15 protein-coding genes are annotated in these 13686 nt (G+C 70.1%); 4 read left to right on the top strand and 11 right to left on the bottom strand.

All coding sequences use genetic code 11. The features are described 5' to 3' along the window. Positions 1–63 precede the first annotated feature (63 nt). The gene (locus ABH933_RS03190; RefSeq protein ID WP_429414979.1) at positions 64–1854 is read right to left on the bottom strand and encodes an L-aspartate oxidase; all 1791 of its coding nucleotides are present in this window, start codon (positions 1852–1854) and stop codon (positions 64–66) included. A 2-nt stretch (positions 1855–1856) separates the two neighbouring features. Continuing rightward, the gene (gene nadA, locus ABH933_RS03185; RefSeq protein ID WP_429414976.1) at positions 1857–2882 is read right to left on the bottom strand and encodes a quinolinate synthase NadA; all 1026 of its coding nucleotides are present in this window, start codon (positions 2880–2882) and stop codon (positions 1857–1859) included. 77 nt (positions 2883–2959) lie between these two features. Here nadA and ABH933_RS03180 point away from each other — a divergent pair, with 77 nt between their 5' ends. Then, positions 2960–3718, top strand: coding sequence for an NUDIX hydrolase (locus ABH933_RS03180; RefSeq protein WP_308166729.1), 759 nt, complete (start codon positions 2960–2962; stop codon positions 3716–3718). 91 nt (positions 3719–3809) lie between these two features. After that, entirely contained in the window at positions 3810–4454 is a 645-nt protein-coding gene (locus tag ABH933_RS03175; protein WP_429414973.1) for a DedA family protein, read from the top strand. A gap of 14 nt (positions 4455–4468) precedes the next feature. On the opposite strand, the gene ABH933_RS03170 is transcribed toward ABH933_RS03175, so the two are convergent. The 5 genes from ABH933_RS03170 to bioB form a co-directional block, all read right to left on the bottom strand. Next, entirely contained in the window at positions 4469–5665 is a 1197-nt protein-coding gene (locus ABH933_RS03170; RefSeq protein ID WP_429414971.1) for a dipeptidase, read from the bottom strand. Between the two features lie 71 nt (positions 5666–5736). Next, positions 5737–5931: a hypothetical protein gene (locus tag ABH933_RS03165; RefSeq protein ID WP_215919180.1), complete on the bottom strand. Its 195-nt coding sequence runs from the start codon at positions 5929–5931 to the stop codon at positions 5737–5739. Positions 5932–6191: 260 nt separating this feature from the next. After that, positions 6192–6911, bottom strand: a complete 720-nt coding sequence (locus ABH933_RS03160) for a DUF2567 domain-containing protein (protein ID WP_429414968.1) — start codon at positions 6909–6911, stop codon at positions 6192–6194. Next, the gene (locus ABH933_RS03155) at positions 6911–7153 is read right to left on the bottom strand and encodes a hypothetical protein (protein ID WP_429414965.1); all 243 of its coding nucleotides are present in this window, start codon (positions 7151–7153) and stop codon (positions 6911–6913) included. The genes ABH933_RS03160 and ABH933_RS03155 overlap by 1 nt, the downstream gene beginning before the upstream one ends. Positions 7154–7241: 88 nt before the next feature. Further along, positions 7242–8261 carry a biotin synthase BioB gene (gene bioB / locus ABH933_RS03150; RefSeq protein WP_215919178.1) on the bottom strand — a complete coding sequence of 340 codons (1020 nt, stop codon included), beginning with the start codon at positions 8259–8261 and terminating at the stop codon, positions 7242–7244. Positions 8262–8373: 112 nt separating this feature from the next. On the opposite strand from bioB, the gene ABH933_RS03145 reads away from it, so the two are divergent. Next, positions 8374–8976: a TetR/AcrR family transcriptional regulator C-terminal domain-containing protein gene (locus ABH933_RS03145; protein WP_429414961.1), complete on the top strand. Its 603-nt coding sequence runs from the start codon at positions 8374–8376 to the stop codon at positions 8974–8976. A gap of 111 nt (positions 8977–9087) precedes the next feature. Here ABH933_RS03145 and bioD read toward each other — a convergent pair whose 3' ends face one another. After that, the gene (gene bioD, locus ABH933_RS03140) at positions 9088–9768 is read right to left on the bottom strand and encodes a dethiobiotin synthase (RefSeq protein WP_429414958.1); all 681 of its coding nucleotides are present in this window, start codon (positions 9766–9768) and stop codon (positions 9088–9090) included. A 34-nt stretch (positions 9769–9802) separates the two neighbouring features. After that, complete coding sequence (locus ABH933_RS03135; RefSeq protein ID WP_429415750.1) at positions 9803–10990, bottom strand: 8-amino-7-oxononanoate synthase; 1188 nt, start codon at positions 10988–10990, stop codon at positions 9803–9805. Between the two features lie 201 nt (positions 10991–11191). Between ABH933_RS03135 and ABH933_RS03130 the strand changes: the two genes are divergently transcribed. After that, the gene (locus tag ABH933_RS03130; RefSeq protein ID WP_429414955.1) at positions 11192–11374 is read left to right on the top strand and encodes a hypothetical protein; all 183 of its coding nucleotides are present in this window, start codon (positions 11192–11194) and stop codon (positions 11372–11374) included. 11 nt (positions 11375–11385) lie between these two features. Here the strand turns inward: ABH933_RS03130 and ABH933_RS03125 are convergent, their stop codons facing one another. Further along, positions 11386–12246: a class I SAM-dependent methyltransferase gene (locus ABH933_RS03125; RefSeq protein ID WP_429414953.1), complete on the bottom strand. Its 861-nt coding sequence runs from the start codon at positions 12244–12246 to the stop codon at positions 11386–11388. A gap of 141 nt (positions 12247–12387) precedes the next feature. Next, on the bottom strand, positions 12388–13656 hold the full coding sequence (locus tag ABH933_RS03120; RefSeq protein WP_429414950.1) for an adenosylmethionine--8-amino-7-oxononanoate transaminase: 1269 nt from the start codon (positions 13654–13656) through the stop codon (positions 12388–12390). Between the last annotated feature and the right edge of the window lie 30 nt (positions 13657–13686).

Below are 13686 nucleotides of genomic sequence, written 5' to 3'. Positions count from 1 at the left end.
GCGCTCCTAGAATTCAGTCTCCGCTCGGCGGTCTGCCCGCCGAATCTCGTGCCCGGCATCGCTTTACGACGCCCTGGGCACCGTCAGCGGGGCCCAGTCGCCGGGCAGGGCGGCGCCGTCGGCGACCAGCTGCGGCCGGCCGTCGGCGCCGAGCCGGACCGGCAGGCTGCGACGCAGGTCGTCACGGGCGTCGGGGTGATCGGACCGGGTGTGGCAGCCGCGGCTCTCGGTGCGCGCGGTCGCCGCCACGAGCAGCGCGCGGGCGGTGAGTGTCAGGGCGGCGTCCTCGAGACCGGCGACAGCCGTGGACAGTCCGCCCGGCAACGTCGCGCCGGCGCGCGAATCATCGCCCACCGGAGCGAATTCCGAGTACCCGCCCGCCGAGACCGAGGCCGGATCAGGCGCGTCGGGAACGTTTCCGAACCCCTCCGGAGCCGCGCCCGCGGGCCCGCCGTGACGCTCCGCCCCGGCACCCTCGCGATCCTTGATCAGGCGCATCAACCGCAGCAGGCCCGCCCGCAGGCCGTCGCCGTCGCGGACGACGCCGGCGTGATCGGTCATCAATGCCTGCAACGACTCTCGATCCGCACGCGGGAAGGTCAGCTCGCCGATCTCGGTGACGGGATCCGATTCGCCGCGCCGCTCGGCCGCCGCCGCGCCGGCTCGCTCGCCCACCACCAGGCCTTCGAGCAGGCTGTTGGAGGCGAGCCGGTTCGCGCCGTGCAGACCCGTCCGGGCGACCTCGCCGGCCGCGTAGAGACCGGGCACCGCGGTGCGGCCGTGGGGGTCGGTGACGATGCCGCCGCACTGGTAGTGCGCCGCGGGCGCGACCGGGATCAGGTCGGTTCGGGGATCGATGCCCGCCGCCAGGCACGAGGCCGTGACGGTCGGAAACCGCTGTGCGAAGCCCTCGATCGCGCGACCGTCGAGATACACGTGGTCGTCCCCGAGCTCGTGCATCCGGGCCGCGATGGCCCGGGACACCACGTCGCGGGGCGCCAGATCGCCGCGCGGATGCACCCCCGCGGTCACCGAATTCCCCCGCGCATCCACGAGTATCGCGCCCTCGCCCCGCACCGCCTCGCTGATCAGCGGCCGTCGCCCGCGCCCGCCCCGGCTGAACAGCACGGTCGGATGGAACTGCACGAATTCCAGGTCCGCCACGGCCGCCCCGGCACGCAGCGCCAGCGCGATCCCATCGGCGGTGGCGCCCGGCGGGTTCGTGCCGCGGGCGTACAGCTGCCCGAGACCCCCGGTCGCCAGCAGCACCGCGGGCGCGTGCACGACGCCGAAACCCCTGTCCGACACCGCGACCACGCCCTGCACTCCGCCGGGGCCGGTCACGACGCGCACCGCGGCCGCGCCGAACAGCACCGGCATTCCGGCCGCGTTGAGCGCGCGCTGCACCTCCGCGCCGGTGGCGTCCCCGCCGGCATGAATGATGCGGCGGGTGCTGTGCCCGCCCTCCCGGGTGCGGGAGATCTGCCCGTCCCGGCCCAGATCGAAGACCGCGCCCAGATCCGTCAGCGCCGCGACGGCCTCGCGCCCGCCCTCCACGATCGAGCGCACCGCGCCTGGATCGCACAGTCCCACGCCCGCGACGACGGTGTCGTGCACATGCGACTCCACCGAATCACCGTGCGGCGCGACGACGGCGATCCCGCCCTGCGCGTACTGCGTGGAGGTGTCGTTCGGCCCGCCCTTGCTCAGCGTCAGCACCCGCAGGCCCCGCAGCGAGGCGGTGCGGGCGGCGGTCAGCCCGGCCACCCCGCCGCCGATCACCACGAGATCCGCCGTGGCCTCCCACCGAATCGCCGTATCGCCGGTGTCCCCCACCCGATTTCCGCCGGCCATGACTATTCCCCGCCGCCGGGGTTGCCGATGGCGATCATGCGCAGCACCGAATCCCGGCCCGCCGCGGCGGTTTCCGGGTCGACATGGACCTCGTCGCGATTCTCCACCAGGCAGCGCAGCAGCGCGGCCGGGGTGATCATCTTCATGTACTTGCAGGACGCGCGGTCGTTGACGGCCTGGAAGTCGATGCCGGGGGCGGCCTTGCGCAGCTGGTGCAGCATGCCGATCTCGGTGGCCACCAGGACCTGGGTCGACTTCGCGGCCTTGGCCGCATCGATCATGCCGCCGGTGGACAGGATGTGCACCCGGTCGGCAGGGAACGCGCCCTCGCCCGCCAGGTACAGCGCCGAAGTGGCGCAACCGCATTCGGGGTGGACAAACAGTTCCGCGTCGGGGTGGGTGCGGGCCTGCGCGGTCAGCTCGTCACCGTTGATGCCCGCGTGCACGTGGCATTCGCCCGCCCAGATCTGCATGTTCTCGCGGCCGGTCACTCGCTTGACGTGGGCGCCGAGGAACTGATCCGGCAGGAACAGCACCTCCCGGTCCGGATCGATCGAGGCCACCACGTCCACGGCGTTGGACGAGGTGCAGCAGATGTCGGTGAGCGCCTTGACCGCGGCCGTGGTGTTCACGTACGAGACCACCAGCGCCCCGGGGTGCTCGGCCTTCCAGGCGCGCAGCTCGTCGGCGGAGATCGAGTCGGCCAGCGAGCAGCCCGCGCGCTGGTCCGGGATCAGCACGGTTTTGTCCGGGCTGAGGATCTTCGCGGTCTCGGCCATGAAGTGCACGCCGCAGAACACGATCGTGTCCTCGGGCGCCTCCGCGGCGATCCGCGACAGCGCCAGCGAATCACCGACATGGTCGGCCACGTCCTGAATCTCGGGCAGCTGATAGTTGTGCGCCAGGATGGTCGCATTGCGCTCGCGCGCCAGCCGCTTGATCTCCTCGGCCCACTCCGGGGTGGCCTCGACACCCGTGAACCCCGTCGGCCCGTCCGTAACGCGCCCGGCAAACGTCGCAGTCGCCATGGCTGGCTCCTTCTCTCATGCGATCGGCACCCTCGCCGATTTCGCATACACCCGGTTTTCGACTTATAATCGAAAACGTGCCCCATAGTAGCACCATTCACGAATCGCTCACCGCCGTGTTCCAGGTTCGTCGCTTCCGCGACACCATCGACGCAGGTCAGCGGGACAGCGAACCGATCGATCCCGATACCCCGCGCTGTGCGCCGGGCTGGCGGACCGAACTGGCCGTGCTGCTGTGGCAGCGGGCGATGGAACCGCAGACCGGCACCTGGTCGCTACCCGGCGGGCGGCTGCGCGACGACGAGGACCTCGACGTGTCGGCACGACGGCAACTCGCCGAGAAGGTCGATGTGCGCGAGCTGCTGCACCTCGAGCAGGTCTGGGTGTTCAGCGATCCGCACCGGGTGCCGCCGCCGCGGCGCATCGCGTCGGCCTATCTGGGCCTGGTGCCCCTCACCGCGGACCCGAAGCTACCCGACGACACCCGCTGGTATCCGGTCTCGGCGCTGCCGGACATGTCCTTCGACCACGGCACCGTCGCCCGGCACGCCCGCGCCCGGCTCGCCGCCAAGCTCTCCTACACGAATATCGCCTTCGCCCTGGCCCCGCACCGGTTCAGCATGGCGATCCTGCGCGAAATCTACTGCGCGGCACTCGGATACGAGGTCGACACCACCAATCTGCAGCGAGTTCTGAGCCGCCGCAAGGTGATCACGCCCACCGGGGAGACCGCGGCGTCGGGGCGAGCGGGCGGCCGCCCGGCGGCGCTGTACCGATTCAGTGACGACAGGATCCGCGTCACGGACGAGTTCGCGGCGCTGCGGCCGCCGAGCTGAGGGCCGGCCCGTGCGCCGTCGGCTCGCGCGCACGGGTGTCGCGGTGGCCACACACGTGGGCCCACCCCCCGGCACCAGGTAGCGTGACAGCATGAACTCGCTGATGCAGCGGATCCTCGACATCGCGCCGGTCTGGGTCTATTTGACCGTCGGCCTGTTGGTGTTCGCCGAGGATGCGATCTTCGTCGGCTTCGTCATCCCGGGCGAGACCGCCGCGGTGATCGGCGGGATCGCGGCCAGCCAGGGCCATGTGCAGCTGTGGGCGATGATCCTGCTGGTGGTGCTCGCCGCGATCATCGGCGACAGCGTGGGGTACGAGGTCGGCAAGCATTTCGGCCACCGCCTGCTCGGCATGTCCGCGCTGGATCGATACCGGGGACGGCTGGATCGGGCGCAGGACTTCCTGTCTCGCCGCGGTGGCTCGGCGGTGTTCCTCGGCCGCTTCACCGCCTTCTTCCGCGCGGTGATGCCCGCGCTGGTCGGCACCTCCCGGATGCCGTACGGGCGCTTCCTGACCTTCAACGCCACCGGCGGCATCATCTGGGGCACCACGTTCGTGGTGCTCGGATTCGTGGCCGGGCACTCCGCGGAAAAGCTGGCCGCGAACGTCGGGCGCGGCATGACCATCACGGTGGTGGTGATCGTCGTACTGGGCGTGATCGTCTGGAAGCTGCGAGAACGCCGGCACGCCAAGGTCATCGAGGCGGAGTACGAGACCGCGCACAAGGACGGCTGAGCACCTACCCGGACTCAGCCGTTGCCGTCGAGCTCCTCGATGGTGGCGATCGAGGGCGTACGGGTGCGCTGCAGCTCGCGGGCGGCCCCCTCGGCGTCGCGCAGCACCCGGACGGCGTTGTGCCACAGCAGCTTTCCGATGTCCCGGGCCGACCATCGGCGTTCGAGCAGTTCCGCGACGAGATTCGGGTATCCCGCGACGTCGTCCAGGCCCGCGGTGACGAAGGCGGTGCCGTCGAAGTCGCCACCCAGGCCGACGTGATCGATGCCCGCCACCTCCCGCATATGGTCGAGGTGGTCGGCGATGGTCCCCACGGTCGGCACCGGGCGCGGATGCGCGGCCTCGAAGGCGCGCTGACACTCCATACCCGCCGGAGAGGTGTCCAGCGGATGGAAACCGTGCACGGTCATGTTGGCATCGGCCGCGGCGGTCCATTCGACGGCGGCGGGTAGCACGAATTTCGGGACGAACGTCGCCATCGCGATGCCGCCGTTGCCGGGCAGCAGCGCCAGCACGTCGTCGGGGACATTGCGCGGATGATCGCAGATCGCCCGCGCGGAGGAATGCGAAAAGATCACCGGCGCACGGGATGTCGCCAGGGCGGCCCGCATCGTGTCCGGGGAGACGTGCGACAGGTCGACCAGCATGCCCAGGCGGTTCATCTCACGGACCACCTCCCGGCCGAATCGGGTGAGCCCGTGCGCCTTCGGTTCGTCGGTGGCCGAATCCGCCCACGGCACATTGTCGTTGTGGGTGAGGGTCATATAGCGCACGCCCAGCCGGTACAGCGCGCGCAGCGTGGCCAGCGAGCAGTCGATGCTGTGACCGCCCTCGGCGCCCATCAGCGAGGCGATACGGCCCTGCGCCCGAGCCGATTCCATGTCATCGGCGGTGAATGCCGGATACAGCCGGTCGGGGAACCGCTCGGTGAATGCCCGGACGAAATCGATCTGCTCGAGGGTCGCGCTCACGGCGTGGTCCCCGGCCAGGTCGGAGCGCACGTATACCGACCAGAACTGGGCGCCGACCCCGCCCGCGCGGAGCCGATCGAGATCGGTGTGCAGGCTCGCGCTCTGATCCGCGGCCAGGTCGAGGGCGTCCATGTCGTAGTGGACGTGCGTGCGCATCGCCCACGGCAGGTCGTTGTGCCCGTCGACCACGGGGGTGTCGCGGAGCAGGGTGCGGGCGCGCTCGAGCTCGTCGGGGGTCATCAGCCTGTTCTATACCAACCGCGCGCCGCCCTCCCACCCGACACCTCGTCGAGCGTCACGACTCTTTCGAATCAGTCCTCGTCCCGCTTGCGGTGTTTGATGCCGCGCCGATATGCCCGCTTACTCGCAATGGGCTGGGCCGCACTGGATCTCCGCAACTCGTGCCGGTTGCGCCAGGCCGTGAGGCCGGCGCGTTCGGCGGGCTGCGCGGACGCGCAATCCGCCGACTCCGCCGAGGCGTGCGCGGGGGGCGTTGTGCTGTTCATCGCCGACCTCCTCTCGTGTGGCTCGCCGGTGTACGGGCGACCGATCGCCGTCGACGGTAACCCTCGTCGCCCGCACCTGCCACCCAATTATCGGCGGTCGTGTCGGTCGGTACGCCGACGATCGGCACGCACTCGCGCGAAATCACTTCCACACCACCGGATCCGGCAGCCACACGCCGTCGAATCCGGGTCGAGGCACAACCGGCGGCAACGAGCAACGAACTGCCGCAATCATCGAGGACCGGCCCGGTCCTCGCGCATCAATGGGACTCGACGCCCTCGAACGGTCCGGTGTTGCCGAACGACGCTCCGACGCTGGATACGGGAGTTCCGTAGGGGCCGTAGCTGACCTCGGAGGCGTACGGCCGTGCGCCGTCCGGGGATTCGGCCGCGCGTGGGGTGGCACCCAGGTCCCCGTGGGCGCTGATGGCGGCAAGTACCAGGATCACCAGCGCGGCGAACAGCGGCTGCACCAGCACCACGGTCCAGACGCCCGCCGACTGCGACGAGTGCATCCAGTGGTCGACCAGCGTGCGCCAGCCGGGAATCGTCGGCGGCAGCCCGACGATGCTGTGCAGCGGCGGATTCGACGCGTGCGGATGCAGGCGGCCCGCCACCAGCCCGCCCAGCCACGACATCAGCTCGGCGCCGGCCAGCGAGCCGATCAGCAGGGCGCACTGCAGGATCGGGCCGCGGGCCCGGCGCACGCGCCACGCCGCCGCGGCGGTCAGCAGACCGGTGACCATCGCGACACAGATGAAGATCGCCACCGCGTCGAACCGGTGCACGCTCTCCCCCGTCAGCGCCGCGCCCCGCCCGGGCTCGACGACCAGCACCCGCTCGGTCGGGGCCAGCAGCGCCCACACGGCCCCGCCCAGCGCGCTCACCACCAGCACGCCCAGCAGCACCCACAGCACGGCCAGCAGCTCGCGCCGCCGCGCGCCCGATGTCTCGGCGATGGTGACGCCCTGGTGGGCCATCAACGATGATCCAGCGTCTTCGAATCCAGGACCCCGTGCCGGGAGCATTTCGCCCACCAGCCCTCGGGACTCACCTGCACGATCATGCGACGCCCGCAGTGCTCACAGAACCGCGGGGGCTCGAGGCCCAGCGCCGCGGCCGCCGGGACCGCATCATCGATACCCGCGACGATTCGCTTGCCCGTGAACGGGTTGTAGCGCTCTTGCATCTCCCGCACTTCCACCTCGTCGGACCCCTCCATGAATCGTTGCGCTCGTCATCGATGTGCAGCTGCCGGGCTGCTCGACAATACCTGCAGCGTACCGGCGGCTCCCCGCCCACTCGCAGGGCTAGAGGGTTTCGTTGAGCGCCTTGATCGGCATCTTCAGCTCGCCGAGCAGATCCAGGTCGGCCTCCGCCGGACGGCCCAGGGTGGTCAGGTAGTTGCCGACGATGACGGCGTTGATGCCGCCGAGAATGCCCTGCTTGGCGCCGAGGTCGCCGAGGGTGATCTCGCGGCCGCCGGCGAAGCGCAGGATGGTGCGCGGCAGCGCGAGCCGGAACGCGGCAACGGCCTTGAGTGCCTCGGCCGCGGGCAGCACCTCGAGGTCGCCGAACGGGGTGCCCGGGCGCGGGTTGAGGAAGTTCAGCGGCACCTCGTCGGGCTCCAATTCGGCCAGCTGCGCGGCGAATTCGGCACGCTGCTCGATGGTCTCCCCCATACCGAGGATGCCGCCGCAGCAGACCTCCATCCCGGCCTCGCGCACCATGCGCAGGGTGCCCCAGCGCTCGTCCCAGGTGTGCGTGGTCACCACGTTCGGGAAGTGCGATTTCGCGGTTTCCAGATTGTGGTTGTAGCGGTGCACGCCCATCGCGGCGAGCTGGTCCACCTGCTCCTGGGTCAGCATGCCCAGCGAGCAGGCGACCTGGATGTCGACCTCGTTGCGAATGGCCTCCACACCCGCGGCAACCTGCGCCATGAGCCGCTCGTCGGGCCCGCGCACGGCCGCCACGATGCAGAATTCGGTGGCCCCGGTCTTGGCGGTCTGCTTGGCGGCCTCCACGAGGGAGGGAATATCGAGCCAGGCCGCGCGCACCGGGGACTGGAAAAGCCCGGACTGCGAACAGAAGTGGCAGTCCTCGGGGCAGCCGCCGGTCTTGAGCGAGATGATGCCCTCGACCTCGACCTCGGGGCCGCACCACTTCATCCGCACGTCGTGCGCGAGGGACAGCAGCTCCTCGAGCCGGTTGTCGTCCAGCCGCAGCACCTCGACGGTCTGTTCCTGCGTGAGCCCGACGCCGCGCTCGAGCACCTGCTCGCGAGCGATCGCCAGAATGTCGGTGTCGGTCCTGACGGGTGCCTGGGTCACTGCACGATTCCCTTCGTCGGGCCGGCCGGCCCCAACTTGAACGATGTTCTTGAACGGTGTTCAGGCTAGGGTAGTGTGGGTCCGGAGTCAAAGGCAGAAAGGTGACCAGCCCGTGCAGCTGCATCGCACCGACGTGATCGACGGCGCCGTCGCCATTCTCGATCAGTACGGCCTGGCCGATCTGACGATGCGCCGCCTGGCCACCTCGCTGCACGTCCAGCCGGGGGCGCTCTACTGGCACTTCCCGAACAAGCAGGCCCTGCTCGGCGCGGTCGCGGACCGCATCCTGGGGCCGATGGAGGATCCCGTCGATGCGGACGAGTGGTCCGGGCAGATCGGCGAGCTGGCGCACCGGCTGCGCTCCTGCCTGCTGGCGTACCGCGACGGCGCCGAGGTCGTCTCGGCCACCTACGCCTCGCGCCTGACCACCAGCAAGGGCCGGGAACGCCTGGCGGGCGCGCTGATTCGCGGCGGCATGACCCGCGAGGAGGCCGATCAGGCCGCCTACACGCTGCTGTACTACGTGCTCGGCGCGACGGTCGACGAGCAGTCCCGCATGCAGATGGATTCGGCCGGAGCGCTGGCCGAGCAGGACTCCCCGCTGTACGAGTCCCTCGAAACGAGCGACACCCGCAGCGCGACGGAGCGTTTCGACTTCGGCCTGCAGCTGTTCCTCGGCGGCGTGCGACACCTGCTGGGCAGCAGGGTCCGCTGAACGGACGGTAATTCCCGCGCGAATCAGTGTGTGACGGTGAGCTCTTCGAGTTCTTCGCTGCGCACTTCCCCGATGAACGGCACGACCGAATCCACTGTAAAACTCATCGGATCAGCCGAGGTACCGTGCAGCCCAGGACGATTCGAACCAGCCGGGTGCCGCGGCGGCGAACCGGTCGGTGGGCAGGGCACCCGAACCCGCGGGGATACTGCCGACGACGTCGACGCCGGTGACCGCGGCGAGGTCGCCGAGATTGCATCGCGCGGCCAGATCCGGCGCCGCGGGCCAGGATCCGATCACCAGCCCCGCGCAGGGCACGCCGGCGGCGGACAGGGCGCGGGTGGTGAGCTCGCTGTGGTTGAGGGTGCCCAGACCCGCGGCGGCCACCAACAGCACGGGCGTATTGAGCTTCTGCGCCAGGTCGAGAACGGTGAAATCGCCGAGCCGGACCAGCAGCCCGCCCGCGCCCTCCACCAGGGTGAGGTCGGCATCGGCCAGCGATTCGATGCCGGCGGCCGTCTCGGCCAGCGTCAGCAGCGGCTGCCCGCAACGGCGCGCGGCCGTGTCCGGGGCCAGGGGGTCGGGGTAGCGGGCCAATTCGAGCGTCCGGGTCACGCCCCCGAGCCGGGTGATCTCCGCCAGATCGCCGGGCTCGCCCGGGGCGACCCCGGTCTGTGCCGGTTTGCACACCGCCACCGAGCGACCCGCCGCGCGCGCGACGGCCGCCAGCGCCGCGGTCGCGACGGTCTTGCCGACGTCGGTGGACGTACCGGTCACGATCAGTACACTCATGAAAACCTCACTGTCACAGCCATATCGGCGACGATCACGCGGGCAGCGGCGCTAGCCCGGACGGGTCCGGTTCCAGGGCCCGTGCCTGCTCCAGTACCTCGCCCAGCACCGTTCCGATGGTGGCGATCTCGTCGTCGGTGAGATCGGCGCGGGCGGTCAGGCGCAGCCGCGAGGTGCCCTCCGGGACGGATGGCGGGCGGAAGCAGCCGACGTGCAGGCCGCGAGCGCGGCACGCCTGAGAGGCATCGTAGGCAACCTGCGCCCGGCCCAGCACCACCGAGACCACCGCCGAATCCGGCTGCGGCACACCGGCGATGCGGGCGATCTGCGCCGCACGGGACAGCACGCGCGCGCCCATGTCCGGGTCGCGACGCAGCAGTCCCAGCGCGGCGCGCGCCGCCCCGACGGCGGCCGGGGCGAGCCCGGTGTCGAAGATGAAGGTGCGCGCCGCATCGATCAGATGCGCCCGCACCCGCTCGTCGGCCAGTACCGCACCGCCCTGGGCGGCAAGGGCTTTGGACAGCGTCGCGGTGATGATCAGGTCGGGCTGCCCGGCCAGGCCGAGCTCGTGCACCAGCCCCCGGCCGCCCGCGCCGCGCACGCCGATGCCGTGGGCCTCGTCGACGATCAGCACCGCGCCGTTGGCCCGCACCACCCGGTGCAGCTCGGCCAGCGGCGCGAGATCGCCGTCGGCGCTGAACACCGAATCGGTGAGCACCAGCGCGCGTTCCTCGGTGCGGGCGGCCAGCAGCCGATCCACCGCCTCGACATCGTTGTGCGGCGCGACCTCGACGCGGGCCCGCGACAGCCGGCAGGCATCGACCAGCGAGGCATGGCTGCCCGCATCGGAGACCACCAGCGACCCGCGTCCGGCCAGGGCGGTCACCACGCCGAGGTTGGCGGCGTATCCGGAGGCGAACACCAGCCCCGCCTCCGCGCCCATGAATTCGGCCAGCTCCGCCTCGAACTCCTCGTGCGCGGTCGTCGTCCCGGTCACCAGCCGCGACCCGGTCGACCCCGCACCCCAGGTGCGCACCGCCTCGACGGCCCCCGCGATGACCTCCGGATGCCGCGACAGCCCCAGATAGTCGTTGGAGGCCAGATCGATCAGCCCCTGCTCCGGCGCCCGCGCCCGCAGCTTCCGCCGCAGTCCCGCGCCCACCCGCGCCGTGGCCCGCTCATCCAGCCAGCGCAGCGGGTCGCCGCCGCACTCCGCACTCATGGTTCGCTCGCTCACAGCGTGTGAGCATACTTGAACACCGTTCAGGATCAAGCCCCCGCATCGTTTCCGCCCGACGTCGAGCACTCGTGGGGCGCCGGCGCACGAGCGCTGCCCGAGTGATCGACCTCGAGACCATCTGCGGCGGTCGGACGGTTCGCTCTCGAGTCGACGCCGTCACGCGGATCTGGCAGCATCCGGGCCATGAGTGTGACGCACGCCCTGCTCGTCCAGTCCGTCGATGCCGCGCAGCACTATCAGGGGTCGGGAATTCTGCGGAAGATCCGGAACGGGGTGCTGATCTTTCTGCTCGTTGTATTTCTGATCGGGTTGTTCATCGGGCTCTTCGTCGGATACGCGATCGGCAAGTCGGCGGGGCGCCGCTGATCTCGGCTCGATCAGATACGCGCAACGGCGAGGCGGCACAGGTCGGCGGGTTTCAGGACATCCGCCCGTTGCCACAGGCGTTCCGGTACCGCCGCGCGTTGCGAAATATGGTGCGCCGCGGTGAATCCGGCCGCACGGAGTAGATCGGTCAGTTCGTCCGGGGTGTAGCAGCTGCGCCATGGCTCGCCGTGGTCGGCCGCGGCGGGAAGAGCGAATTCGGCATAGGCGGAACCGGTTTCGTCGCGCATGTGGGGCGGCAGGGCGTATTCCATGATCAGCTCGCTGCCGGGTGCGAGCCGTCCCAGTTTTGCGACCGTGGTTTCGATCGCGGCGCGGGTGAGGTACATGGCGACACCCAGCCAACTCACCAGGGCCGGACGCGCGGCGTCGAATCCGTGGTCCGCCAACCGTTCCCCGAGGTCGTCGCGTTCGAAGTCGGCGGGCACGAAGGATATTCGCCCCAGCGGCTCGACGCCCGCGTCCGAGAGGGCCCGCTTTTTCCACTGCTGGGTCCCGGGGTGATCCACCTCGAAGACCGACACGGCGCGCGCCAGGGACGCACGATAGGCGAAGGTGTCGAGTCCCGCTCCGAGCACCACATATTGATCGGAACCCGATGCAGCGAGCCGGGTTTCGGTGTAGCGGGCACGCGCCGTCACCTGGGCGCGGGTACCCGCCAGCACGATGTGATCGCCGTGCAGGCGGTGGTAGGCGATGAGCTCGTCGGAACGATCGCCGAGCAGCGCGGCCGCGACGGTGTCCTCGAAGAGGCAGGGCGGACGGTCGACCAGGAGATGCGCCGCGCGCGCGGCGGCCGCCATGAGTGCCGTGCGGCTGAGTTCCATACCGTCCATCGAAATTCTCTCCGTCATCCGAATATTCTTCGAGTACGAGCGAATACCGATAGTAGACAGAGGATTTCGGGATTTCTTCCATCATATCACACGGAAATAAATTTCCGATAACGGCGGAAATCCGGATTGAAGAAGAATGGGCCCCGCCCGTGGTTGGTCTCAGACCGAGGCCGCCGCAACCACTCCCGCGCAGATCCGTGCGATGTCGTCCGCGCCGCTGATGAACGGCGGCATCGTGTAGATCAGGTTGCGGAAGGGCCGGAGCCACACGCCGGAATCGACGGCGGCATGGGTGGCCTTGCGCATATCCACCGGGTGTTCCAGTTCGACGACGCCGATCGCGCCGAGCACGCGCACGTCCACCACGCCCGGAACCTCCTGCGCGGCTGCCAATCCGGCACGCAGGCCGGATTCGATGGCGGAAACCTCGGCGCGCCAGTCGCGCGAGAGCAGCAGTTCGATCGAGGCGACCGCGAGCGCGCAGGCGAGCGGATTGCCCATGAAGGTCGGGCCGTGCATGAGCCCGCCGTGCCCGGCGCTGATCGTCTCGGCGATGGCCGAGGTACACAGGGCCGCGGCCAGGCTCAGGTAGCCGCCGGTGAGCGCCTTTCCGACGCACATCACATCGGGGCGCACTCCGACCCGGTCGGCAGCGAAAAGCGTTCCGGTGCGGCCGAATCCGGTGGCGATCTCGTCGAAGACCAGCAGCACGCCGTGCTCGTCGCAGAGGCGGCGCAGGTCGGTCAGGTAGCGGGGATGATGGAAACGCATCCCGCCCGCGCCCTGCACGATCGGTTCGACGATCACTGCCGCCATCTCGTCGGCGTGCGCCGTCAGCAATCGCTCGAGCTCCGAAACATAGCCGGGCTCATAGTCTTTCGGCGGCACGGGGGCGAAGATCTGCTCGGCGAGCACATCGGTCCACAGCGAGTGCATGCCGCCGTCGGGATCGCAGACGCTCATCGGGGTGAAGGTGTCGCCGTGATACCCGCCGCGCCAGGTGAACATGCGCCGCTTTCCCGGTTTGCCCAGCGCCCGCCAGTACTGCAGGCACATCTTGGCCGCAACCTCCACCGACACCGACCCCGAATCGCACAGGAACACCTTGTCCAGCCCCGCCGGGGTCTGCTCGACCAGCAACTCGGACAGCCGCACCGCGGGCTCGTGGGTCAGGCCGCCGAACATGACGTGGCTCATCCGCCGCGCCTGCTCGACAAGCGCCGCGTCCAGCACCGGATGCCGGTAGCCGTGAATGGCGGCCCACCACGAGCTCATTCCGTCGATAAGCTCACGGCCGTCGGCCAGGCTGAGCCGCACACCGGCGGCCGAGGCGACCACCAGCGGTTCGGTCGTCGCCGGAAAGCCGCCGTAGGGGTGCCACACGTGGGCGGCGTCGAGCGCGGTGATTTCGTCGGGGGTCAGGGCCACGGGATTCCTTCACGAAAGCGTCCTTGAACG

It is taken from the genome of Nocardia sp. GP40 (assembly GCF_050434125.1).
GTDB lineage: Bacteria > Actinomycetota > Actinomycetes > Mycobacteriales > Mycobacteriaceae > Nocardia > Nocardia albiluteola.
The sequence above is the reverse complement of the archived record's forward strand: the minus strand, read 5'-3'. Positions and strand labels throughout refer to the sequence as shown.

What these genes read in the sequence shown, in the direction of transcription:
- ABH933_RS03190 (WP_429414979.1), bottom strand. Translation starts at nt 1,854, where the DNA reads ATGGCCGGCGGAAATCGGGTGGGGGACACCGGCGATACGGCGATTCGG.
- nadA (WP_429414976.1), bottom strand. Translation starts at nt 2,882, where the DNA reads ATGGCGACTGCGACGTTTGCCGGGCGCGTTACGGACGGGCCGACGGGG.
- ABH933_RS03175 (WP_429414973.1), top strand. Translation starts at nt 3,810, where the DNA reads ATGAACTCGCTGATGCAGCGGATCCTCGACATCGCGCCGGTCTGGGTC.
- ABH933_RS03170 (WP_429414971.1), bottom strand. Translation starts at nt 5,665, where the DNA reads ATGACCCCCGACGAGCTCGAGCGCGCCCGCACCCTGCTCCGCGACACC.
- ABH933_RS03165 (WP_215919180.1), bottom strand. Translation starts at nt 5,931, where the DNA reads ATGAACAGCACAACGCCCCCCGCGCACGCCTCGGCGGAGTCGGCGGAT.
- ABH933_RS03160 (WP_429414968.1), bottom strand. Translation starts at nt 6,911, where the DNA reads ATGGCCCACCAGGGCGTCACCATCGCCGAGACATCGGGCGCGCGGCGG.
- ABH933_RS03155 (WP_429414965.1), bottom strand. Translation starts at nt 7,153, where the DNA reads ATGGAGGGGTCCGACGAGGTGGAAGTGCGGGAGATGCAAGAGCGCTAC.
- bioD (WP_429414958.1), bottom strand. Translation starts at nt 9,768, where the DNA reads ATGAGTGTACTGATCGTGACCGGTACGTCCACCGACGTCGGCAAGACC.
- ABH933_RS03135 (WP_429415750.1), bottom strand. Translation starts at nt 10,990, where the DNA reads ATGAGTGCGGAGTGCGGCGGCGACCCGCTGCGCTGGCTGGATGAGCGG.
- ABH933_RS03130 (WP_429414955.1), top strand. Translation starts at nt 11,192, where the DNA reads ATGAGTGTGACGCACGCCCTGCTCGTCCAGTCCGTCGATGCCGCGCAG.
- ABH933_RS03125 (WP_429414953.1), bottom strand. Translation starts at nt 12,246, where the DNA reads ATGACGGAGAGAATTTCGATGGACGGTATGGAACTCAGCCGCACGGCA.